This is a genomic window from Mycobacterium sp. SMC-13, assembly GCF_045311035.1.
Taxonomy (GTDB): Bacteria; Actinomycetota; Actinomycetes; order Mycobacteriales; family Mycobacteriaceae; genus Mycobacterium.
In genome coordinates, this window is sequence record NZ_JBJIAI010000009.1 from 150263 (window position 1) to 171902 (window position 21640).

At 68.6% G+C, this 21640-nt stretch carries 20 protein-coding genes; 9 read left to right on the forward strand and 11 right to left on the reverse strand.

What is annotated here, in order from left to right; translation table 11 throughout:
* Positions 1–27 precede the first annotated feature (27 nt).
* Together ACJH6I_RS15545 and ACJH6I_RS15550 are read left to right on the forward strand one after the other, a co-directional pair.
* The gene (locus ACJH6I_RS15545; RefSeq protein WP_226518488.1) at positions 28–402 is read left to right on the forward strand and encodes a BlaI/MecI/CopY family transcriptional regulator; all 375 of its coding nucleotides are present in this window, start codon (positions 28–30) and stop codon (positions 400–402) included.
* On the forward strand, positions 399–1337 hold the full coding sequence (locus ACJH6I_RS15550) for a M48 family metalloprotease (RefSeq protein WP_226518487.1): 939 nt from the start codon (positions 399–401) through the stop codon (positions 1335–1337). The genes ACJH6I_RS15545 and ACJH6I_RS15550 overlap by 4 nt, the downstream gene beginning before the upstream one ends.
* A 33-nt stretch (positions 1338–1370) precedes the next feature.
* Here ACJH6I_RS15550 and ACJH6I_RS15555 read toward each other — a convergent pair whose 3' ends face one another.
* The 4 genes from ACJH6I_RS15555 to ACJH6I_RS15570 form a co-directional block, all read right to left on the reverse strand.
* Positions 1371–3608, reverse strand: coding sequence for a molybdopterin-dependent oxidoreductase (locus ACJH6I_RS15555; protein ID WP_226518486.1), 2238 nt, complete (start codon positions 3606–3608; stop codon positions 1371–1373).
* Positions 3605–4177: a TetR/AcrR family transcriptional regulator gene (locus ACJH6I_RS15560; RefSeq protein ID WP_226518485.1), complete on the reverse strand. Its 573-nt coding sequence runs from the start codon at positions 4175–4177 to the stop codon at positions 3605–3607. Before ACJH6I_RS15560 ends, ACJH6I_RS15555 begins: the two co-directional genes overlap by 4 nt.
* A 153-nt stretch (positions 4178–4330) precedes the next feature.
* Positions 4331–5464 carry a nitronate monooxygenase gene (locus ACJH6I_RS15565; RefSeq protein ID WP_267317613.1) on the reverse strand — a complete coding sequence of 378 codons (1134 nt, stop codon included), beginning with the start codon at positions 5462–5464 and terminating at the stop codon, positions 4331–4333.
* Positions 5465–5601: 137 nt separating this feature from the next.
* A complete protein-coding gene (locus tag ACJH6I_RS15570; RefSeq protein WP_226518483.1) occupies positions 5602–6381 on the reverse strand; it encodes an HAD family phosphatase in 780 nt (259 codons plus the stop codon).
* Between the two features lie 54 nt (positions 6382–6435).
* Between ACJH6I_RS15570 and ACJH6I_RS15575 the strand changes: the two genes are divergently transcribed.
* The 4 genes from ACJH6I_RS15575 (at position 6436) to ACJH6I_RS15590 (ending at position 11771) form a co-directional block, all read left to right on the forward strand.
* Positions 6436–7173, forward strand: a complete 738-nt coding sequence (locus ACJH6I_RS15575; protein WP_226518482.1) for a glucose 1-dehydrogenase — start codon at positions 6436–6438, stop codon at positions 7171–7173.
* Positions 7174–7327: 154 nt separating this feature from the next.
* Positions 7328–10195 carry a glycosyl hydrolase 2 galactose-binding domain-containing protein gene (locus ACJH6I_RS15580; RefSeq protein WP_406784256.1) on the forward strand — a complete coding sequence of 956 codons (2868 nt, stop codon included), beginning with the start codon at positions 7328–7330 and terminating at the stop codon, positions 10193–10195.
* 34 nt (positions 10196–10229) lie between these two features.
* On the forward strand, positions 10230–10448 hold the full coding sequence (locus ACJH6I_RS15585) for a hypothetical protein (protein WP_036420352.1): 219 nt from the start codon (positions 10230–10232) through the stop codon (positions 10446–10448).
* A 24-nt stretch (positions 10449–10472) separates the two neighbouring features.
* A complete protein-coding gene (locus ACJH6I_RS15590; RefSeq protein ID WP_406784277.1) occupies positions 10473–11771 on the forward strand; it encodes a competence/damage-inducible protein A in 1299 nt (432 codons plus the stop codon).
* A gap of 6 nt (positions 11772–11777) precedes the next feature.
* Here ACJH6I_RS15590 and ACJH6I_RS15595 read toward each other — a convergent pair whose 3' ends face one another.
* The 4 genes from ACJH6I_RS15595 to yaaA form a co-directional block, all read right to left on the reverse strand.
* Positions 11778–12698, reverse strand: coding sequence for an alpha/beta fold hydrolase (locus tag ACJH6I_RS15595; RefSeq protein ID WP_406784257.1), 921 nt, complete (start codon positions 12696–12698; stop codon positions 11778–11780).
* A 32-nt stretch (positions 12699–12730) separates the two neighbouring features.
* Positions 12731–14164 (reverse strand): amidase, encoded by a 1434-nt coding sequence (locus ACJH6I_RS15600; protein ID WP_406784258.1) that lies wholly within the window; start codon positions 14162–14164, stop codon positions 12731–12733.
* A gap of 54 nt (positions 14165–14218) precedes the next feature.
* Positions 14219–15196, reverse strand: coding sequence for a TerC family protein (locus tag ACJH6I_RS15605; RefSeq protein ID WP_212811346.1), 978 nt, complete (start codon positions 15194–15196; stop codon positions 14219–14221).
* 165 nt (positions 15197–15361) lie between these two features.
* Positions 15362–16108, reverse strand: coding sequence for a peroxide stress protein YaaA (gene yaaA, locus ACJH6I_RS15610; protein WP_212811347.1), 747 nt, complete (start codon positions 16106–16108; stop codon positions 15362–15364).
* A 181-nt stretch (positions 16109–16289) separates the two neighbouring features.
* On the opposite strand from yaaA, the gene ACJH6I_RS15615 reads away from it, so the two are divergent.
* Positions 16290–16511 carry a hypothetical protein gene (locus tag ACJH6I_RS15615; RefSeq protein WP_244872532.1) on the forward strand — a complete coding sequence of 74 codons (222 nt, stop codon included), beginning with the start codon at positions 16290–16292 and terminating at the stop codon, positions 16509–16511.
* A gap of 6 nt (positions 16512–16517) precedes the next feature.
* Here the strand turns inward: ACJH6I_RS15615 and ACJH6I_RS15620 are convergent, their stop codons facing one another.
* Positions 16518–17669 carry an alkaline phosphatase family protein gene (locus ACJH6I_RS15620; RefSeq protein WP_318984983.1) on the reverse strand — a complete coding sequence of 384 codons (1152 nt, stop codon included), beginning with the start codon at positions 17667–17669 and terminating at the stop codon, positions 16518–16520.
* 139 nt (positions 17670–17808) lie between these two features.
* Positions 17809–18105 (reverse strand): hypothetical protein, encoded by a 297-nt coding sequence (locus ACJH6I_RS15625; RefSeq protein ID WP_406784259.1) that lies wholly within the window; start codon positions 18103–18105, stop codon positions 17809–17811.
* 205 nt (positions 18106–18310) lie between these two features.
* On the opposite strand from ACJH6I_RS15625, the gene ACJH6I_RS15630 reads away from it, so the two are divergent.
* Complete coding sequence (locus ACJH6I_RS15630; protein ID WP_318984984.1) at positions 18311–19528, forward strand: acyltransferase; 1218 nt, start codon at positions 18311–18313, stop codon at positions 19526–19528.
* Positions 19529–19567: 39 nt separating this feature from the next.
* Positions 19568–20254: an Rv0518 family GDSL lipase gene (locus tag ACJH6I_RS15635; RefSeq protein WP_212811351.1), complete on the forward strand. Its 687-nt coding sequence runs from the start codon at positions 19568–19570 to the stop codon at positions 20252–20254.
* Here the strand turns inward: ACJH6I_RS15635 and ACJH6I_RS15640 are convergent.
* Positions 20244–21323, reverse strand: a complete 1080-nt coding sequence (locus ACJH6I_RS15640; RefSeq protein ID WP_212811352.1) for a GGDEF domain-containing protein — start codon at positions 21321–21323, stop codon at positions 20244–20246. The two genes, ACJH6I_RS15635 and ACJH6I_RS15640, sit on opposite strands and share 11 nt — an antisense overlap.
* Between the last annotated feature and the right edge of the window lie 317 nt (positions 21324–21640).

Here is a 21640-nt window from a genome sequence, read left to right on the forward strand (position 1 = left end):
TCGCAGTCACGGTGGGAAAGGGATTCAGTGGCACGCGGATTCGGTGATCTGGAGAAGGTCGTGATGGATCGGCTGTGGACCCGCGCGGGCGCCACGTCCGTGCGGGAGGTCTTCGAGGAACTGCTTACGGACCGTGAGATCGCCTATACAACCGTGATGTCGACCATGGACAACCTGCACGGCAAGGGCTGGCTGACGCGCGAGCGCAGCGGCAAAGCGTACCTCTACGCCCCAGCCATGACGCGCGAGCAATACAGCGCCCAACTGATGCGCGAAGCTCTCGACGCCGGCGGCAGCACCGAACTCGTTCTCACGCATTTCCTCGACCACATCTCCGACGACGAATCCACACAACTGCGTAAAGTGCTGCAGCGTTCGCGAACCCGAAAGACCAAACCGTGAGTGTCGCGGCCTGCCTACTGCTCTATGCGGTACTGGCGGCCACTGTCGCGCCGCCCCTGCTGTCGTGGCCGGCGCGGACGGGTTGGGCCCCGCGCGCCGCCGTCGCGGCGTGGCTCGCAGTCGTGGGCAGCGTTGTGACGAGTTGGACGGCCGGCGCGGTCGGCATGACCGTCGACGTCGTGGACAACTGGCGCCAACCCGACCCGATGGGCCTGTCGGTGTGTCTGGCGCGGCTCTTTTCCGTCAGTACCGGCACCGGACTGCTCATCGAAGCCGTGCTGGCCACCCTCTCGCTTACCGTCGCTGTCGTTGCGGCGGTCCGCGTCATCCGGGTGATGCACGGCGGGCGCGTGCGCGGTCGCCGTCACGCCGAGTCGGCACGCATGGTGGGCCGACAGCTCGCCGGCCTCGACGGCATCCTCGTCGAGGCGCCCAACAAACTGGTCTACTGCGTCGGTGGCAAGGCCGGTGTGGTCGTGGTGACCAGTGCGGCGCTGGACGCATTGTCCCGTCCCCAATTGCTGGCAGTCCTGGACCATGAACGCGCCCACGTCTCGGGCGGGCATCACGGACTGATCGCGGTCACCAAAGCTCTTGCCGCGGCGATGCCCAGAATGAAGCTGTTCACTGTCGCACACGCCGACATCGCCCAATTGGTGGAAATGTGCGCAGATGATGCCGCCGCCCGGCGCCACGGAACCCCGGTGCTGTTGGCGGCGATGCTCGCCCTGGCCGGCGGGGGTCCGATGCCGGTTGGGGCGTTGGGCGCCAACGGAATCGGGATCGTGGGCCGCATCAACCGGCTTCACCGACCGGGTACCGCCACGCAACGCTGGGGCAGCCGCATCACTCTCGCCGCGTCGTCGTGCGCCTTCATCGCCGCACCGTTGTGGGTTGCCGTGGGCCTGGGGACCTGCGTCCTGATGGTCGCGTGATGGTGCCGCGCGCAAAGCCACCCAGGCATCCGGCTAGACCGTCAGCGCCTCGATCCGGGCCGGCACGTGCTTGTGCCACGGGGTCCCTGCGAACGCATCGCGCCAGTCCGCCGAGGTGAGGTTGTTGGGTGCCACACCGGGCACCCGCTTCTCGCCGTCGGCCTCGGTGAAGTCGACGCCGAACCCGTTGGGCAGCGACGCATGGCCGGGCAGCATGACGTCGGTGACCTCCACCGAGGCTTCCGCGGTACCGGCGGCCGTCGTGATCCGGGCCCGCCCGCCGTCGACCAGGCCCAGCGCCGCGGCGTCTTCCACGCTGACCCGCAGCGCGCCGTCGGCGTCGCGCTTGCGCCAGCCCGGATCGCGGATGATGTCGTTGGCGGTGAACGCCCGGCGCTCACCGGCCGACAGCACGATCGGGTACTCGTCGGAGATCAGCGGCGGCCGGTCGGTGGCGAGCGCCGCGAGTTCGGTGAGCATCTCGGGTATCTCGAGGACGAACCGGCGGTCGGCATGGGTGACCAGACTCCAGTCGTCCGCGTACTCGTGCTCCGTGAACGTCACCCCGGAGCGGCCTTCGAGGATCGCGGTGAACAGCGCGTTGCCGTCGGCATGGCCGGCCCGCCGGACCGCATCGGGATACGTCATCGCCGTCTTCTGCGCCAGCCCCCACAACGCGGCCGCACCGGCCAATCCATCCGGCAGCGTCGGGCCCAGGGTTTCGTAAAGTACGTACGGCAACACCCGGCCGAGCGACGGATTGGCGCCGACCGCCCCGAAGAACGCTCCGAGGTACGCGTCGAGGCCCTCGCGGGCGGCCCGGCGCAGCGGGTCGAGTTCAGCGTCGTCGACGACGCCGAGCGCGCGCACCAGCCGCGCCCAGATCTCGGGTTCGGGCAGGGTGCCGGGCAGCGGCGTCATCAGGGGGTGGCGCAGATGAAAGGTGTTGTGCGGGAACTCGAGATTGAAGAACGTGGCCTCGGGCTTCTCGAACTGGCTCGCCGCCGGCAGCACGTAGTGGGCGAGTCGGGCGGTCTCGGTCATCGCGACGTCGATGACCACCACCAGTTCCAGCGCGCCGAGTGCGTCGCGCACGGCGTTCGAGTCCGCGATGGAGTGCGCCGGATTGCTGCTCTCGACGATCATGGCGCGGAAGCGGTCCGGATGGTCGGTCAGGATCTCCTGCGGCACGACGTTGGACGGCAGCAGCCCGGCGATGATGGGTGCGCCTGTCACCGGCGAGCGGCCCACGCCGCCCGCCGCGAACAGCGGCGCGAACGACGAATGCAGATGCTGCGCACCGCGTTTGGCGAAGTTGCCGGTCAGGATCCACAGCATCTTGTTCAGGTAGGAGCACAAGGTGCTGTTGGGCGCCTGCTGAACGCCGAGGTCCTCGAACACCGAAACGCTTGCCGCCCCGGCAATCCGGCGCGCCGCGGCGCGCAGCAGCTCGGCGTCGACGCCGCAGCGCCGGGCGAACTCGTCGACGTCCACGGCGCGCAGGGCGTCCCGCACCGGTTCGACGCCGGTGACGTGTTCGGCGAGAAACGCCTCATCGCAGAGGTCTTCCTGGACCAGTACCGCAGCCAGGGCCGACAGGCACCACGCGTCCGTCCCGGGTCGGACCCGCAGGTGGAAGTCGGCCATCTTGGCGGTGTCGGTGAGTACGGGATCGATGACGATCATCGACCGCTGCGGGTCTTTCGCGATGTCCTGCAGCACGGTACGGGCGCGCGGGAAGCTCTGCGACATCCACGGGTTCTTCCCGATGAACACCGATACCTCGGCGTGCTCGAACTCGCCGCGGGTGTGTCCGCCGTAGAGCTGTGCGTCGACCCAGAATTCACCGGTCTTCTCCTGCGCCAACGCATTTGACCGGTATCGGCTGCCGAGTGCCTTGAGGAACGCGCCGCTGTAGGCGCCGCCCAGGTGGTTACCCTGGCCACCGCCACCGTAGTAGAAGATTTTGTCGCCACCGTACTCGTCGCGGATCCGCGAGAAGCCCTCGGCGATCTCGGAAATGGCTGTGTCCCAGTCGATTTCCTCGTAGGTGCCGTCGGGCCGCCGGCGCATCGGCGAGGTCAGGCGGTCGCGGTTGTTCTGATAGTGGTCCAGCCTCAGTGCCTTGTTGCAGGTATAGCCCTGCGAGGCCGGATGTGCCTTGTCCCCACGGATTTTCGACAGCGTCCGGCCCTCCAGCTGGACGACGATGCCGCAGTTGCACTCGCACAGGATGCATGCGGTGGACTGCCACTCCTGGGTTTCGGTCATGACAACGCCTTCCGTTCCGGGTCGGTTGCGGCAGTCACGAGGGCGCGCAGCTGCCGATGCACGAGGTCCAATGGGGTGGTGGTGCCGGTGGTGCGCGCCACCAGCACGGCGCCTTCGATGGCGGTGGTGGCGAGCATGGCCAGTTCGGCGGCTTGTTCGGCGGACACGCCTTCGGTCCGCAGCTGCGCTTCGAGCCGGCCGAGCCAGCGGGTGAAGGCGGCGGCGGCGCGTTCGATGACGGGCGGGTTGTCGGCCTCGACGGCGACCGCGACCACGGGGCAGCCGGCCCGAAACCCGGTCTCGGTGAGTTGGGTCCGGAAGCCGTCGACCAGCACGTCGAGTGCCTCGAGTGCGGTGCCGGCCTTGTCGATCCGGCGGGCGATGTACTCGCCGGCGAAATCGATTGCCTCGCAGAGCAGTTGGGTACGCCCGCCGGGAAAGTGGTGGTATGCCGAGCCGCGGGGTGCCCCACTGTGGGCGAGCACGTCCGCGATGGCCGTCGATTGCGCGCCGCGCTCACGGATGAGCAGTGCCGCAGACACGATCATGCGTTCACGTGGACCAGCCATCCGCGCCCTTCCGTCGGATTATGTATGTAACCATACATAATCCGTGGGCACGGGTCTATGCTCACGTTGAAGCGTTACGCCGCGGATTGCAGCCACATGTTGGCTGCGATCCGCGGCGTAAGCGGCGTTGTGCCCGGAAAAGCCCGGCCTCGATCACACGGACGCGGCCGCGTTCAGTTCCTCGAGCCGACCGGTGGCCTCCAGGTACTCCCGCACCCAGCGCTCGATCACCGCGGCGGTCTTCTCGACCTTCGTGAACTGACCGACCACCTGGCCGACGGGGTTGAACGCGACGTCGACGCTCTCGTTGGGGTACTTGTGCGTGGCCGCCACCGCCATGCCGGAAACCATGTACTGCAAGGGCATTCCGAGCGGCTTCGGGTTGCCTTCCTTCTCCCAGGCCTCGGTCCAGTCGTTGCGCAGCATCCGCGCCGGCTTGCCGGTGAACGACCGGCTGCGCACGGTGTCCTTGCTGCTGGCCTTGGCGTAGGCGGCGTGCTGCTGCTCGGAGTGTTCGCTCTCCTCGACCATCACCCACTGCGAACCGGTCCACGCGCCCTGTGCGCCGAGCGCCAGCGCCGCGGCGATCTGCTGGCCGCTGCCGATGCCACCGGCGGCCAGCACCGGGACGGGCGCGACCTCCTTGACGACCTGGGGCCACAGCACGATCGAGCCGATCTCACCGCTGTGCCCGCCGGCCTCGCCGCCCTGGGCGATGATGATGTCGACGCCGGCGTCGGCGTGCTTGCGGGCCTGCGACGGCGAGCCGCACAGCGCGGCGACCTTGCGGCCCTCGGCATGGATGTGGTCGATCATGTCCTTCGGCGGGGTGCCCAGCGCGTTGGCGATCAGCGTGCACTTCGGGTGCTGCAGCGCGACCTCGACCTGCGGGGTCGCGGTGGCCTCGGTCCAGCCGAGCAGCTGCAGGGCGTCGTCGTCGCTGTGGTCGACCGGCACGCCGTGGTCGGCGAGGAGTTTCTTCGCGAAGTCCAGGTGCTCCTGCGGCACCAGCGCGTTGAGCTGCTTCTTGAGCACCTCGGGATCCAGGTCGACCTGGTCCATGCCCTCGTACTTGTTGGGGATGACGATGTCGACGCCGTAGGGGTGGTCGCCGATGTTCTCGTCGATCCACTTCAGCTCGATCTCGAGCTGTTCGGGGGAGAAGCCGACCGCGCCCAGGACACCGAAGCCGCCGGCTTTGCTGACTGCCACGACCACGTCGCGGCAGTGGGTGAAGGCGAAGATCGGGTATTCGATGCCGAGTTGGTCGCAGATAGCGGTACGCATTGGGGTTCCTTGTGCTGGGGCCGAGGCGGAAGCGGCAAAACTGAAACGTGTTCTAATTTAGTACCGCGTGACGGTCCGGCGCGCAAGGCTACGCGCGGATTCGGGCCCAGATTTCGGGCGACGGCCGTTCCAGAAGCTCAGCGACGGGTGAGTCGTCGTAGCCAGCCCGGTCGAGCGCTGGGCGCGGCCGCCGCGCGGACCACCGTCCACCCGAGTCGCTCCGCTTCGGCTGCCAGCCCGGGCCGTGGATTGACCGGAATCGGGTGCCCCACGACGCGCATCAGGGGCAGGTCCTCGTCGCCGTCGGCGTAGAAGTAACTCTGTTGCAGGTCAACCTGATTCGCCTGACTGAACGCCTCGACCGCAGCGGCCTTGCGGTGGCCCCAGACGATGGGCCGCACGATGTCACCGGTGAGGGTGCCGTCGGCATCGACGGTGAAGTGATTGCAGATGACGTGCTCGACGCCGAGATAGCGGGCCAGCGGCATGACGTGCATGGTCAGCGCCGACGAACTCAGCACCACCGTGTGGCCGGACCGCTGGTGGGCGCGCACGACCTCGCGCATGGTCGGGAAGATCCTGGCCTGTACGTGACTGTGGAACAGCTGCTCGCCGAGTGCCTCCTGCTCGGCGAGGGATTCGCCGCGCAGGTAGCCGGCGGCGCGCACCAGCAAGCGCTCGAACTCCATGCGGCGCAACTTGTATCGCACCGTCGCCTCGAGAATTCCGGTGAGCTCGCCGAAAGCCGCCTGCCGCTGCCGGAACCGGTGGGCGGCGTGCACGGTCGCGATGAAGCCGGACACCAGCGTGCCGTCGACGTCGAAGAAAGCACCGACGCGCGAGCTTGTCTCGCCGAGGTCATCGGCGTCGACCGCTGTGATGGGCCCGGTGATCGGCTCTGCGTTCAGCGCAGACATGCTGACCAGTATGCCGGGATTTTCTTCATCCGCCGGACGGTAGCGTGACCCGTCATGGGACGCGTGGACGGAAAAGTTGCACTGATCACTGGCGGCGCTCGGGGGATGGGCGCGGCACATGCCCGGATGCTGGTCGGCGAGGGCGCCAAGGTCGTCATCGGCGACATCCTCGATGAGCCCGGCGAGGCACTGGCCGCCGAACTCGGGGACGCTGCCCGCTATGTCCACCTCGACGTCACCGACGCCGACCAGTGGGCAGCGGCAGTGGCCACGGCCACCGAACAGTTCGGCCTGCTCAACGTCCTGGTCAACAACGCCGGAATCAGTGCCCTCGGCAAGATCGGCGAGTTCGACATGGCCAAGTGGCAGAAGTGCATCGACGTCAACCTCACCGGCACCTTCCTGGGCATGCAGGCCGTGGTCGCGCCGATGCGGGAGGCCGGCAGCGGCTCGATCATCAACATCTCATCCATCGAGGGCATGCGCGGTGCGACGCTGCTGCATGCATACGTCGCGTCCAAGTGGGCGGTGCGCGGCCTGACCAAATCGGCGGCCATCGACCTGGGCAAGGACAAGATCCGCGTCAACACGATCCTGCCGGGCTTCATCCGCACGCCGATGACCAAATACTTTCCCGACGACATGATGATCGCGCCGCTCGGCCGGCCCGGCCAGTCCGATGAGGTAGCGACCTTCGTGGTCTTCCTGGCCAGTGACGAATCGTCGTTTGCCACCGGCAGCGAGTTCGTCGTCGACGGCGGCCTGACGACCGACGTGCCACACAAGTTCTGACCTCAGCGATTCCGGAACTGCCGGTCTGACGGGGCACAATGAGGTGCCCCCACATCGCGCGTTCGGTTGTAGAAGCGCGTTCAGATGCTGTCGTTTCGGAGGGAGCAGGGCTATCTCGACCGAGTTGCGCCGCGGTGCAGTGCTGGGTGCCGTCATGTCTCTGGTGCTGCTGTTCGCGTGCACCGGCGATCTGCCGCGCCTGCTGAGGCCCATGAGCGCGGCCGCCGAAGTAGAACTCGCACAAGGCTGGCAGCTGTCCTCCGCGCAGGGCATGGTGGCCACCGGCGCGCAGCTCAGCCTCGACGGATTCCCCGCTGCCGGGCCCGGCTGGCACCAGGTGCGGCACATGCCGGCGACGGTGCTCGAGGCACTGCAGGACGACGGCACGTACCCGGACCTCTACTACGGCGACAACCTGCTGACCAAGGTGCCGCAGGACCTGTACAAGCAGGACTGGTGGTACCGCACCACTTTCGTCGCGCCGGCGGGGCACTCGACGTACCGCCTCAACTTTCCCGGCATCAACTACCGGGCCGAGATCTGGCTGAACGGGCATCAGATCGCCGACAGCCGGCAGATCGCGGGCATGTACGTCGACCACACCCTCGACGTGTCGAGGTGGATCGACCGCGGCCGCACCAACACACTCGCCGTCAAGGTGACCCCGGAGCGCGCGCTGCAGGACGTCGACGGCGTGGAGCTGGCCGACAGCTGGTTCGACTGGATTAACTGGAACTATCTCGGCTATCAAGGGCCTGGCAAGAACCCGGCCAACGGCAACTCGTTCGTGGCGGACCGCAACGCCGGCATCCTCAAGCCCGTCACCCTGAAGATGTCCGGCGACGTGGCGATCACCGACGCGACCGTGAACAGCCAGCTGCCGCTGCCGCGCACCGACAGCGCCCAGCTGAGCGTCCGGTCGGGCCTGACCAATTACTCCGACCAGCGCGTCAACGGCGTCGTCCGGGCGACCATCACCCGCGCCGGCAAGGCGGACATCGACATCGAGCGGCCGGTCTCGCTCGGGCCGGGGGAGAGCCGCGACGTCACGTTCAGCCCCGGCGACTATGAGGCGTTGCGCGTCTCCCATCCGGACCTGTGGTGGCCGTACACCATGGGCAGGCCCGACCTGTACGACCTGCGTATCCAGTTCCTGCAGTACGGGCAGGCCACCGACGAGCTGAAGCAGCGCTTCGGCATCCGGTCCATCGAACAGGGCCGCGACGGCAGCGAGGAGTTCCCGCAACTGGGCTCCGGCGGCAACTTCTACCTCAAGGTCAACGGCCGCGACTTCCTGGCGCGCGGTGCGACCTACACCCCCGATCTGCTGTACCGCGACGATCCCGACCGCGACAACGCGATCCTGCGCTACGTCAAGGATCTGGGTCTGAACATGATCCGGATGGAATCGAAGATTCCCGGCGCCCGGTTCATCGAGCGGGCCGACGAACTGGGCATCCCGCTCATGGTGGGCTGGATGTGCTGTAACCAGTGGGAGAAGTGGCCGCAGTGGGGCCAGGAGGACCATCGGGTCGCGCAGGACAGCCTGCGCTCGCAGATCACGATGTTGCGATCGCACGCGTCGGCGTTCGTCTGGGCCAATGCCAGCGACGGGCACCCGCCCGCCGACATCCTCGAGCAGTACCACGAGATTCTGCGAAAGCTGCACTGGCAGAACGCCGTTGTCGACACGGTGTCGTCCTACACGACCGATTCGTCGGGCAACCGTCTGTGGGACGGCATCCAGATGGCCGGCCCGTACACGTGGCGGCCGCCCGCGTACTGGTTCGACGGTGCGTATGCCGCCGCGCGCGGCGCGTCGGCCGAACAGGGCGACAACGAGCACATCCCGCCGTTCGCGAGCCTGCGCAAGTTCATCCCGCCGGACAAGCTCTGGCCGATCAACGACATGTGGTACTTCCACGCCGGTTCCAATCCCGGCAACGAGGCCCTGGCCAGCATCCGCGACGCCGTCGTGCAGCGTTACGGATCCTCCAGTGGCGCCGAGGAATTCACGCGCAAAGCCCAGCTTGCCCACTACGAGGCGACGCGGGCCCAGTTCGAATCGTTCGCCGCGCTGGGCTGGGCGGACCACAAGATGACGATCTACTGGATGCTCAACAACCACTGGCCGTCGTTCTTCGGCAACATCTTCGACTACTACCTGCGGCCCGGTGGTGCGTACTACGGCGCGAAGAAGGGCCTGCAGCCGCTGTCGGTGACGTTCGACTCGTACGCCACGGGCGACCACAGCACCGCCAAGGTCAGCATCACCAACCAGAGCCCGGAGAACGCGGTGGGCCTGCGTGTGCGCACGCGGGTGTACGACATCAACGGGAACCTGCGCGACGACCGCACCAGTGACCCGTACGACGTGGCGTCCGGTGCCGCCGCGGTGGCGCTGACGCTGCCGCGGATGGTGCCCGATTCCCGGGTGTTCTTCGTCCGGTGCGAGCTGGTGAACCCCGTCGGCGAGGTCATCGCCGACAACGACTACTGGCAGTCGCAGCAGGACGACATCGGAGACCCCCGCAAGGACGTCGCCTTCGAGCTGCATCAGACCGCGTGGGCCGACATGACGCCGCTGAACTACATGACGAAGGCCCGCCTCGAGGTCAGTGCCGCCGGCACCGTGAACGGGGACGGCCAGCAGGTCGTCGACATCACGCTGCGCAACCCGACCAAGCAGGTCGCGTTCTTCGAGCGGGCCGAGCTGACCACCGCGCCGGACGCCGACGAGATCCTGCCCATCGAGTACAGCGACAACTACGTCACGGTGTATCCGGGGGAGACCGCGCATGTCCGGGGGTTGGTGCCGAAACCGGGTGTGAACGCCGGCTGGGTGCGGGTCGGCGGCTACAACACGCCGCCCGTGACGGTCCCGGTGACCGGTGGCCGGCCACCTCAGGACGCGGCGGAGGCGGCCGCGCGGGCCTCGGTGACCGACCCTGGTCTGGCCGAGCCGGACGTCCGGCCCGCGGCGCCCGACGCGGTACCGCGGGTCCCGAGACCGGGCGCATAGGACATGATGGTGAGTCGACGTGAAGGAGAAACACATGGCTGACGAACGCTCCGCACTGGCCGAGCGCACCGCCGCAAGCGGGTGGCAGCGGCACACGGACGACCGCGTCGACGTCTACCTGCGTGGCGCGTCCCGGGTCCGCGTGATCTGGCGCGGTGACGACGCGATCAGCGGCGGCACGCGGTTCCAGGACGACATCATGGAGCAGTACACGCGCGAGCTCGACACCGTGCGCGCCTGGCTGGCGGTCTGACCGAGCCCGCAGCGCCGTACCCTGATCGCCATGGGCGTGCGTGCGGGCATCGTGGTGACCGGGACCGAAGTTCTCACCGGCCGGGTCCAGGACCTCAACGGGCCGTGGCTGGCCGACCGGCTGCTCGAACTCGGCGTCGAGCTGGCGCACATCACCATCTGCGGTGACCGGCCCGAGGACATCGAAGCGCAACTGAATTTCCTTGCCGCACAAGGTGTCGACCTGATCGTCACCAGCGGCGGCCTGGGGCCGACGGCCGACGACATGACCGTCGCCGTGGTGTCGAAGTTCTGTGGCCGCGAGCTGGTGCTCGACGAAGCGCTCGAGGAGCGCATCGCCGAGATCCTGCGGTCCTTCATGGGCCGGTTCCCGGGCGCCGATTTCGAGGCGGTCCGGGCGGCCAACCGCAAGCAGGCCCTGGTGCCGGCGGGCGACGGCGTCGAGATCCTCGACCCCGTCGGCACGGCACCGGGTGTCGTGGTGACCCGGGCCGGCGGCGCACCGACGGTGATCGTGCTCCCCGGACCGCCCCGCGAGCTGCGGCCGATGTGGAGCCGGGCCATCGAGACGGCGACGGCGCAACGTGCGATCGCCGGCCGCACCGTCTACCGCCAGGAGACCATCCGGATGTTCGGCCTGCCCGAGTCCGGACTGGCCGAGACGCTGCGGGAAGCCGAGACCCTGGTGCCCGGTTTCGCCGGGCTGGAGATCACGACGTGCCTGCGTCGCGGCGAGTTGGAGATCGTCACCCGCTACGAACCCGACGCCACCGACAGCTACCGGCGACTGGCCGCGCTGCTGCGTGAGCGGCATCCGCACGACGTCTTCTCCGAGGACGGTGCGCTGGTCGATGACCAAGTGGCGCAACTGCTTTCGGGTCGCACCATCGCGACGGCCGAGTCGTGCACGGCGGGCCTGCTGGCGGCCCGGCTGGCCGACCGGCCCGGCTCCTCGGCCTACCTGGCCGGCGGCGTGGTGTCGTACTCGAACGAAGCCAAGGCGGACCTGCTCGGCGTCGACCCCGCGTTGATCGCGGCCCACGGTGCGGTGTCCGAACCGGTCGCCGAGGCCATGGCGGCGGGTGCACTGCAGCGGTTCGGCGCCGACGTCGCCGTCGGCATCACCGGCATCGCCGGCCCCGGTGGCGGCAGCGACGAAAAGCCGGTCGGCACAGTGTGTTTCAGTGTCGGGCTGGCCGACGGTGCGACGCACACGCGCACGATCCACCTGCCCGGCAACCGGGCCGACATCCGGGAGCGGTCGACGACCGTCGCCATGCACATGCTGCGCCGCGTACTCAGCGGTCAGCCGGTGACGGTCTGAGGGGCCTTACTGGCCCGCGAGGTCGGCGTCGTCCCAGACCTCGAGAATCTTGGTCAGGATGTCTTCGGGCACACCGAGACCCGCGAGGTGACTCTCACCCGGCAGCGTGTACATCTCGGCGTCGGCGATGCGCGCCACCGCGTGCTGACCGTGGGCGTAGGGCACGATGTGGTCGGCATCGCCGTGCCACCAGCGCACCGGCACCGTGATGTCCGCCAACCTGAAGCCCCAGTCGCGGGCGAACACGACGATGTCGGCGAACGGTGCTGCCAGCTGCTTGCGGCTGCCGTTGAGCAGGTCGTCGAGGAACATCGCCTTGAACTCGGGGCGGCTCAGCAGGTTGCGGTCGCCGTCCGGGGAAATCCGGGCATACAGGTCGAGGGCGGGGGAGCCGAACGGGCCGATCAGCTTGATCAGTGAGCCGGCCACCCAGCGGATGGGGGTGTCGGCGACCTCGAGGACGGGCCGGACGATCTTGGCCAGTTCCATCAGGCCGCTGCTGATGCCGTCCTCGCCGATCAGCGGTGCGACGCCGCCGAGCACGGCGGCCATCACCACCCGGTCGGGCATGGCGGCCGCGGTGGCCAGCGTGTAGGGACCGCCGCCGGACAGGCCGATCACCGCGAACCGGTTGATGCCGAGGGTGTCGGCGATGGTCCGCAGGTCCTCGGTGAACCCGAGCACGTTCTCGTACTGGTACGGCGTCGAGGATCCGATGCCGGGCCGGTCGATGCCGATCAGCCGGATGTTCTTCTGGGCGGCGAACGCGCGGGCCTCGGTCGGGATCTGCCGGCGTGCGCCGGGCGTCCCGTGCAGCCAGAAAACCGCGCGTCCCTGCGGATCCCCGAACTCGGCGAAACCGATCTGGCGGTCCTCGCCGACGGCGATGTTGCCTTCCAGCTTCGGGCGATCGATCGACATGACCATGCCCGAATTGTTGCACGGCGCGGTGGGCGGGCTCAGGGGCGTGGGTAGCGGTCGGCCCAGGGCGCGGCGTGCTCCAGCTGCCGGGCCAGTTGCAGCAAGATGGTCTCGTCCGGCGCCATCAGTTGGACGCCGATGGGCAGTCCGTCCGCGGTGCGGCCCAGCGGCAGGGAAATGGCGGCCCAGCCCGTCACATTGGCCAGTGACGTCCAGCCGGTGGTGGCGAATTCGACGTCGAAGAATTCCCGGGTGCCGGCGCGGGCCTGATTGAGCAGGCCGTACGGCGGCGGTCCGGACAGCAGTGTCGGCACCAGCAGGACGTCGTGGCCGGCCATCCCGGCGGCGAACCGCCGGGTCTGGTCGTGGACGGCCGCGATGGCTTCGGCGTAGGCCAGGCCGGTGGTGGCGAATCCCTCGCGGATCATCATCCAGGTGCTCGGTTCGAACTCGTCCTCGCGCGGCGGGCGGCCCAGGTGCGCCGCGGCCAGCTCATGCAGTTGGACGTTGCTGACCCGGTGCAGCACCGCGACGGCGTCGGCGACAGCGTCTGGATCGATGGTCGGCGCCGACGGCTCGACGTGGTGGCCCAGGCCCGCCAGCAGCGCGCCGGTGGCCTCGACGGCAGCGGCGACGTGCGGGTCGGTGCCAGGCCCGGGGAACGGCGAATCCACCGCGATCGCGATGCGTTGCGCCGCCGGGGTCTGCGCGATGGCGTCGAGGAACGGCCGGGCGGGCCGGGGCGCCGAGTACGGGTCGCCCGGTGCGCCACCGGTGACGGCATCGAGCAGCGCCGCGCAGTCGCGGACGGTGCGGGTGAGGGCGTGCTCGTTGACCAACCCCTCCAGCCCGTGCCCGGCGCCGGGCGCGAACGAGGTCCGGGCGCGGCGCGGTTTGAGACCCACGACGCCGCAGCATGACGCCGGCACCCGGATCGAGCCGGTGCCGTCGCCACCGGAGGCGGCGGGCACGATGCCGGCCGCGACGGCGGCGGCGGACCCGCCGCTCGAGCCGCCTGGGCTGACCTCCGGTGACCACGGGTTCACCGTCGGCCCGAACAGGGACGGCTCGGTGGTGCAGTGGTTGCCCCATTCCGGGGTGTTGGTCTTGCCGAAGATCACCAGCCCGGCGTCCAGATACCGCTGCACGATCCAGGCGGTCTGGTCGGCGACATGGCTGCGCAGCGCCCGTGACCCCATGGCCTCCGGGGCGCCGGCCAGCGACGCCCCGAGGTCCTTGAGCAGGAACGGCACCCCGGCCAGCGGTCCGGCCGTGCCGGTGCGCAGCACCCCGGACTCATCGAGCCGGCGGGCCTGTTCGCGGCCGCGGTCGAACAGATCGGTGACCACGGCGTTGAGCCGGCGCGCCGACTCGAGCCGGGTGATCGCGGCCTCCAGCAGTTCTGCGCTGCTCACCGCGCCGCTGGCCACCAGTTGCGCCTGCCCGACGGCATCGTCCACGAGATCGGTCACCAGGGCATCCTGCTGGCGCGCAAGCGATCTGGCAACCGTGCCCGGTTGCCGCGGTCAGGCGGCGCCGGCCTTGCTGTCGACGCGGGTCTTCCACAGGCTCGCCACCGTCGTCACGACGAGCGTGACGATGATGACCGCCAGCGACAGCAGCGTGGGAATCTGCGGCACGTGCACGGGCTCACCGCCGTTGATGAACGGCAGCGTGTTCTCGTGCAGCGCGTGCAGCACCAGCTTCACGCCGATGAACGCGAGGATGAAGGCCAGGCCCTGCGACAGGTAGACCAGCCGCTTGAGCATGTCGCCGAGCAGGAAGTACAGCTGACGCAGACCCATCAGCGCGAACACGTTGGCGGTGAACACCAGGTACGGCTCCTGGGTCAAGCCGTAGATCGCCGGGATCGAGTCGAGCGCGAACAGCAGGTCGGTGGTCCCCAGCGCGATGATGACCAGGATCATCGGGGTCAGGACCCGCTTGCCGTTCACCACGGTGTGCAGCTTGCTGCCGTCCCACTGGTCCGAGGCCTTGAGGTACTTGCGGGCGAACCGCACCATCGAGTTCTCGGCGTCGTCGTCGTGCTCGGTGTCGCGGGCCAGCTTGATCGCGGTGTACACCAGGAACGCGCCGAACAGATAGAAGATCCACGAGAACTTCGAAATGGCCACGGCGCCAAGGGCAATGAAGATGCCACGGAAGATCAGCGCCAGGATGATGCCGATCAGCAGCACCTCCTGCTGCAGGATCCGCGGCACCTTGAAGCTGGCCATGATGATCAGGAAGATGAACAGGTTGTCGATCGAGAGGCTGTACTCGGTCAGCCAGCCCGCGAAGTACTCGATGCCGTACTGGCCGCCGTGGAACTGCCATACCCAGATGCCGAAGGCGACGGCGAGGCCGATGTACAGCGCCAGGTATCCGGCGGTTTCCCGGGTGGTGGGTTCATGCGGGCGGCGGCCGATCACCACCACGTCGAAGAGAAGCACGGCGATCGTCACCCCGAGGGTGATGGACCATTCCAGCGTCGAAACATTCATATGAGGGTGCCTCCGGGCGTCAGTGAACGACCGAGGTCTCTACCACCGTCGCCCCGATTCAGGCGGCCGGCCCACAGCACCGGCTGCCCGACATTGGACAACGTGATGACGACACCGTGGCGAAGGAATACTCCCCTCACGAACCATTATCGCAGACCGTCGGCGTCACGCCGTGACCACCACCGTCAACTGCGCCCCGTCGCGTTCGACGCGCATCCCGGCACGACGCGCAACCGCGGCAACGGCGGCGGCGTCGGTCGGTTCGGCGCGGCTGCCGGCCAGCGCTCGGGCCAACCGGCCCTTGTGGGCCTTGTTGAAGTGGCTGACGACGGTGCGCCGCCCGTCGGGGTGTTCGGTGTAGACGTCGACGGTCACCGCGCCGGGGATCTTGCCGAGGGCCTCGTATGAGCCGGAGCGCAGGTCGACGATGAGCTCCTGCTGTTGCAGCTGGGCCAGTACAGGTTCCAGGACCGGCTTCCACCGGCTGGCCAGTGTCCCGCCGGCGGGCAGTTTCGATGATGCCGACAGTCGGTACGCCGGAATCGGGTCGTCGGCGCGCAGCAGGCCGAAGAGCGCCGACCCGACGGCCAGCCGGGCGCGCGCCCGGGTTGCGGTGGCGCCGCGCAGTGAGCTGATGTCCAGGGCGTCGTACAAGACCCCGGTGTAGCGGTCGATGGCCGGCATCGTCGGGGCGCTGCGCAGTTCGGCATTGCGCTGGATTTCGGCGTCCTGCGCGGCGGAGATGGCGAGGGCCTTGCGGCTGGCTTCGGGGTCGGCAGCGAGGGTGACGAGTTCGTCGATCAGCGCTGCGCGCAGCGGCGTGAGTTCCGGCACACCGAGCGTGCCGAGCTGCAGGGGCGGTCCGTCGCCACCTGGGCGCTTGGTCTCCGAGGGCGGCAGCAGCACGATCACGGCGAAGACGGTAGCCGACGCCCGTTGGTACGACACGTACCATCTACCTGTCAATCAGGGGTGTTTGCTTTGCCGCTGTGGTCACGGTGGCCTAAAGTTCGGTACCTACTGACGTCGGGGCAGAGGTCGGTGGGCCGAGGTTCCGTACCTGCGGTGGTTACCAGGGAATGCTGGGGTGGTTATGGGTAGGAACGCCAAGTTCGCCGTTGACATGCGGGTTCGCGTCAACCGTGGCGACGCCAAAGACGTGCGTGGTGTGATCGTGGAGGACTACGGCGATCACGCGGGCTATTCGGTCGATGTCGGCGACGACCATATTGTCGACGCGGCGCGCCGCTGGGCCGTCCTGCTGGACAGTGGCACCCTCGTTTTCGCCGACGACGCACATCTGAAGCCCGAATAGTCCCGGCTAACCGGAAGCGATGAGCAGCGGAACCAGCTGCTCGGCATCTGTCCACGATCCGTGCTGCCCGATGAGGGCAGATTCAAGAGGCTCGACCGTCCGACGTACCAATCCGGCGTTGTCCCGGGCCGCTGCCACGACATCGCCGATGCGGCTGCGCGCCGCGTCACCGACCCGCGCGCCGAACCACCCCTCGGCGATGGCCTGCTCCTTGGTGCGCACCCAGGCATTCGCGCCCAACGTTTCTCGCCACGCGTCGGCGACCGCATCCGCCGCGCCCCCGGCGACATAGACGTGCCGCGCCCGGGCCTCACCGGCGACGGCGACGACGCCGTCCAACAGCTCGGGACGCGCATCGATGTCGACGACGTCGGCGTCGGCGAGGTTGACCATGCCGTGGTCGGCGACGACGGCCAGCAGCCCGCCGGCCGGCAGGGCCTCGACGATCGATTCGACCAGCCGGTCCACCTGCCGCAACTGCATCCGCCAGGCCGTCGACCCGGCGCCGTACAGATGGCCGAGCATGTCCAGATCGGCGTGGTAGCCGTAGCAGAAGCCGCCGTCGGCGACGGCCTGCTGCACGCGGGCCGCGAGGTCGCCGAGTCGATGCACCCCGACGTACTGTCCGCCGCGGAGCACCGCGCGGGTCAGCCCCGAATCGGTGAATTCGGCGCCCGAGATGACGCTCACCGCGACACCGGCGGCCGACGCCTGGCCGAACGTGGTCGGCAGCGGCTGCACGTCCTCGGGAACCAGCGCGTCGCGCAGGTCCGCGCCGAAGGGATGCGGCGTCCAGCGCAGCGCGTTGACGACGCCGTGGTCGGGAATCCGGAACGAGTAACCGACCATGCCGTGTTCGCCGGAGCGCCGTCCGGTTCCCACCGCCGCCAGCCCCGCAGCGGTGGTGGCGGGGTAGCCGACGCGCAGGTGCCGGCCGCGAAGCCCGGCCAGTACCGGAGCGTCGGCTGCGTAGGTGTCGAGGAGCTGGGCACCGAGGCCGTCGATCAGCAGCACGCACGCGCCACGAACACCGCCGGGCAGGTCGATGGGCCGGTGCACACCGTCGAGTTGGGCCCCGGGGACACCCATCGCGGCCAGCACGGCCGGTACCACGTCGGCCAGATGCGGCGCGTCGGCTCGCGGGCTCGGCAGATCCATGGCCGCGAGCTTAGGGATTTCCCGGGTGAAGTAAATCCAATTACCGCGCCGCGGACCCCATTGGCGCCGAGAGCAAATTCCTATTCGGCGCCATGAATAGGGAAAACGCAATTATCTCGCGACGCGAGCAAATGCGTTGTCAGCCGCCCCAGCCGCGGGTGCCGTCCCAGCCGCCACAGATGCCGTTGAAGCAGCCGTGTCCGAAGCCGCCGGTGACGGGGTTCCAGCCACCGCAGCCCCGCCAGTTCGCGCCGTCGCCGCAGCCACCGCCGCCACCCTGGCCATCGGGTCCGCCGTAGCCGTTGTCGGCAACCACGGTCCGATCCGTGCCGATGCTCCCGGAGAGGGTCATCGCCGCGGCCGGAGCGGCAACTATCGCTGCTGTGGCGGCCACCGCGGCGACCGCCGATGTCGTGAATTTCCGCCTAATTAGCATGTCTACAGAATGCTCCTGAGCGGCCGGATATTCCAGCCTCCCGCACTCCTCGATTCGATTCTGTGAGCAGAGTTACTACCGGACACGCCTTTCTGTGGGGAAATGCATTTCGGCCCGGAATCACGCGGTCGGGAGTGTCATCCAAGAAAAGTCACAGGTTTCCCATCAGGACCCGGGTCTTCGCCGCTGTTACCCTTTTCCCGTCATGAGTGTGGTGCCGAGCGGTGAAATCAAGGCACTGTCCGGCCTGCGCATCGTTGCGGCAGTGTGGGTGGTGCTGTTCCATTTCCGTCCGCTGTTGAAGCAGGCGTCACCGCCCCTGAGCGACGCCCTCGCCCCGATCCTCGACTGCGGCGCGCAGGGCGTCGATCTGTTCTTCATCCTCAGCGGATTCGTCCTCACCTGGAACTACCTCGAGCGCATGGGGCCGGCGTGGTCGACACGGGCGACGCTGCATTTCCTGTGGCTCCGCCTGGCCCGGGTCTGGCCCGTCTACCTGGTCACCATGCATCTCGCCGTGGCCTGGATCATCTTCACGCTCAACGTCGGCGACTTCCCGTCGCCGGAGGCGGCCACCCTCACCGGCCCCAACTACCTGCGTCAGCTGTTCCTGGTCCAGCTGTGGGTGGTGCCGTACTTCGACAACTCCAGCTGGGACGGCCCGGCCTGGTCGATCAGCGCGGAATGGCTGGCCTACCTGCTGTTCGGGTTGCTGGTCATCGTGCTGTTCCGGGTGGCCCGGGTGAGCCGGGCGCGGACCCTGCTGTGGCTGGCGTTCGCCGTGACGCTGCCGCCGCTGCTGTTCCTGGCCGCCACGGGCGAGTTCTACACGCCGTGGAGCTGGCTGCCGCGCATCGTCCTGCAGTTCACCGCGGGCGCCCTGGCGTGTGCCGCCGTCCGCAAGCTGAACCTGACCGACCGGGGCCGCACGGTCGCGGGGGTGCTGTCGGTGGTGCTGCTGGCCGTCATCGTGGGCCTCGTGTACTGGTTCGACGCACATCCGATCCCGACCATCCGTGACGACTTCGGCCTCGTCGACGTCTTCTTCCTGCCGTTGGTGGTGGCCCTTTCGGTCGGCACCGGCACCCTGCCCGCATTGTTGTCGACCCGCGTCATGGTCTACGGCGGCAAGGTGTCGTTCGGCCTGTACATGGTCCACGAACTCGTGCATCAGGGCTGGAACTGGGCCGCGGCGCAGTACCGCATCGAGATGTTGCCGAGTTGGGGCACCAAGTTCATCGTGCTGGCGCTGCTGGCCGGCTCGTTCGCCGGTGCCGTGCTGCTGTTCCACTACGTCGAAGAGCCGGCGCGGCACTGGATGCGGCGCATGGTCGGGCCGGCAGATGGCTCGAAAGCTGTTGTAACACAACGTAAACTCCAGGCGATATCTGACGACGAAGAGCCCGCCGAACGCGCAGGCTGACCGCACTACGCCGTAGTACCGACTCATCATGGGAGACCCGTGCGCCATCTGACCACCTTGTTGCTGACCGCTGCGCTGTGTGCGGTGTCCGTGGTGAGCGCGCCCGGTCCGGCACACGCGTACCGGAACGTGCGCCCGGGGATGCCCGAACGCGTCGCGGTGATCAGCGACTCGTACACCAACGGCACCAACTTCGGCGGCCAGGGCCCCCGGAGCTGGACGGCGCAGGCGGGTCGCAACCTCGATGCCTGGGGTGCCCCGATCACGGCCGACGTCGCCGCCGAGGGCCGGGCCGGTTACGTCGTGCGCGGCGACCACGGCAGCATCTTCCTGGACCTGACCAGGCGCGCCGTGCGGCCGGACGACGCCCTCGTGGTGTTCTTCGGCTCCCGTAATGACCAGGGCGCCGACCTCGTGCAGCTGTCGGGGATGGCGCACGACGCCTTCGCCCAGGCGCGGGCGACGGCGCCCGGTGCCAAGCTGCTGGTGATCGGGCCGCCCTGGCCGACGGCCGACGTACCGCCGGCGGTGCTGCAGATCCGCGACGTGCTCGGCATGCAGGCCGGGATGGCCGGTGCCACGTTCGTCGACCCGATCGCCGAGCGGTGGTTCGTCGACCGTCCGGACCTCATCGCGCCCGACGGCGTCCACCCGACCGACGCCGGACACGACTACCTGGCAGGCCTCATCGCACCGCGGATTCGCGCCGAGCTGCCTACTCGTTGATCGGCAGGTCGTCCCGCACGTCGTAGCGGACGTCGTTGCCGCCGTCCTCGCGGGCGCGTTCCATGGCTTCGGCGGCTGCCGCCAGCAGGGCGTCGATGACGATCTCGGGCGGGTGCACCGTCAGCGGCGCCAGCGGGGTGCACACCACGCCGATGCTCGCGGTCACCCGGGACGGCGTCGACTTCATGGCGCCCTGCACGCGGTCGATCAGCGGCGAGGCGTCGGGACTGGTGAAGGTGTCCGCGACGATGAAGTCGCTGTCGGAGATGTGCGCGGCGATGGCGTTGCGGCGCACCGTTTCCCGCAGGGCCTGGCTGACGTCGATACGGGCCCGGTTGGCGCGCCGCTGGCCGGACATCGAGGACAGCAGCGGAAAGCTGTCGATGCTGACGACCGCGAGCACCATGTGACGGTCGTCCTGCCGGTTGCGGGCGGCGAGCAGGTTCGCGGCGCGCGAGTACAGCCCGTCGGTGTTGAGCAGCCCGGTCAGCGGTTCGATCTCGCTGTGGTGGATGTCGGTCGAGCTGAGCCCGATCGCGACGCGGCACGTGAAGAACACGAAGACGTTGAGCAGCGCGATGATCAGGACGGCGCACGCCGCCAGCGCGGGGTCTTCGGACCCGACCCGGACGCCCAGGTATCCCAGCGTGAGCCCGCCGAGCACCCAGGGACCGGCGAGCACGCTGGGGCGGTGCAGGAAGGCCACATAACCGCTGGAGAAGATGAACGCGCTGGTGGCCAGCAGCCCGAGCATCGGGTCCGTCATGATCAGGCAGGCCGCGCTCATCGGGATCGCGCCGAGCGTCACCGAGATCGCCGAGAACCGCTGCGAGGGCCAGGAATGGCGCAGCCAGACGGCGCCGACGCCGAGCGCACAGGCGCCGACCGCGATGGCGATCGCCTGGCGTACCGGGCCATGGGGGCCCGCGGGGCTGAGCATCAGCACCACGGGAACCATGCCGAGCACCGCGTTGAGCGCGGCGATCACCCGGCAGGTTCGGGTCTGCAGGCCGCGGACGGCGAGCAGCGAGGTGAGCCAGTAATAGTGATTCTGTCCGGCAGCGGTCATGCGGGTACCCGGTGGTCTCCCGCGTCAGCCGGCCGGCGAACCGGGTGGCCTGTCACGCTGCGTCGCATATGCAGCAGATTAACAATCGCGCCGCGCGGATTCGGCGGCCGTCGGCAAACTCTGTGCATACGTTCAGCCTCGGATGCTGAATCGCCCCGCGAACTGAACGCGGCGATTCGCCGGTTCGGGCGAATTCCCTGCGGGCGCGCGGCGGGTCGCCTAAAGTGTCTGCGGAACAACGGCTTTGACCTCTGCGAATGGCATCGTCGCCGGTTTCCCTCAGTGAATTCGCGTGACACACATCACGCCAAAGTCTT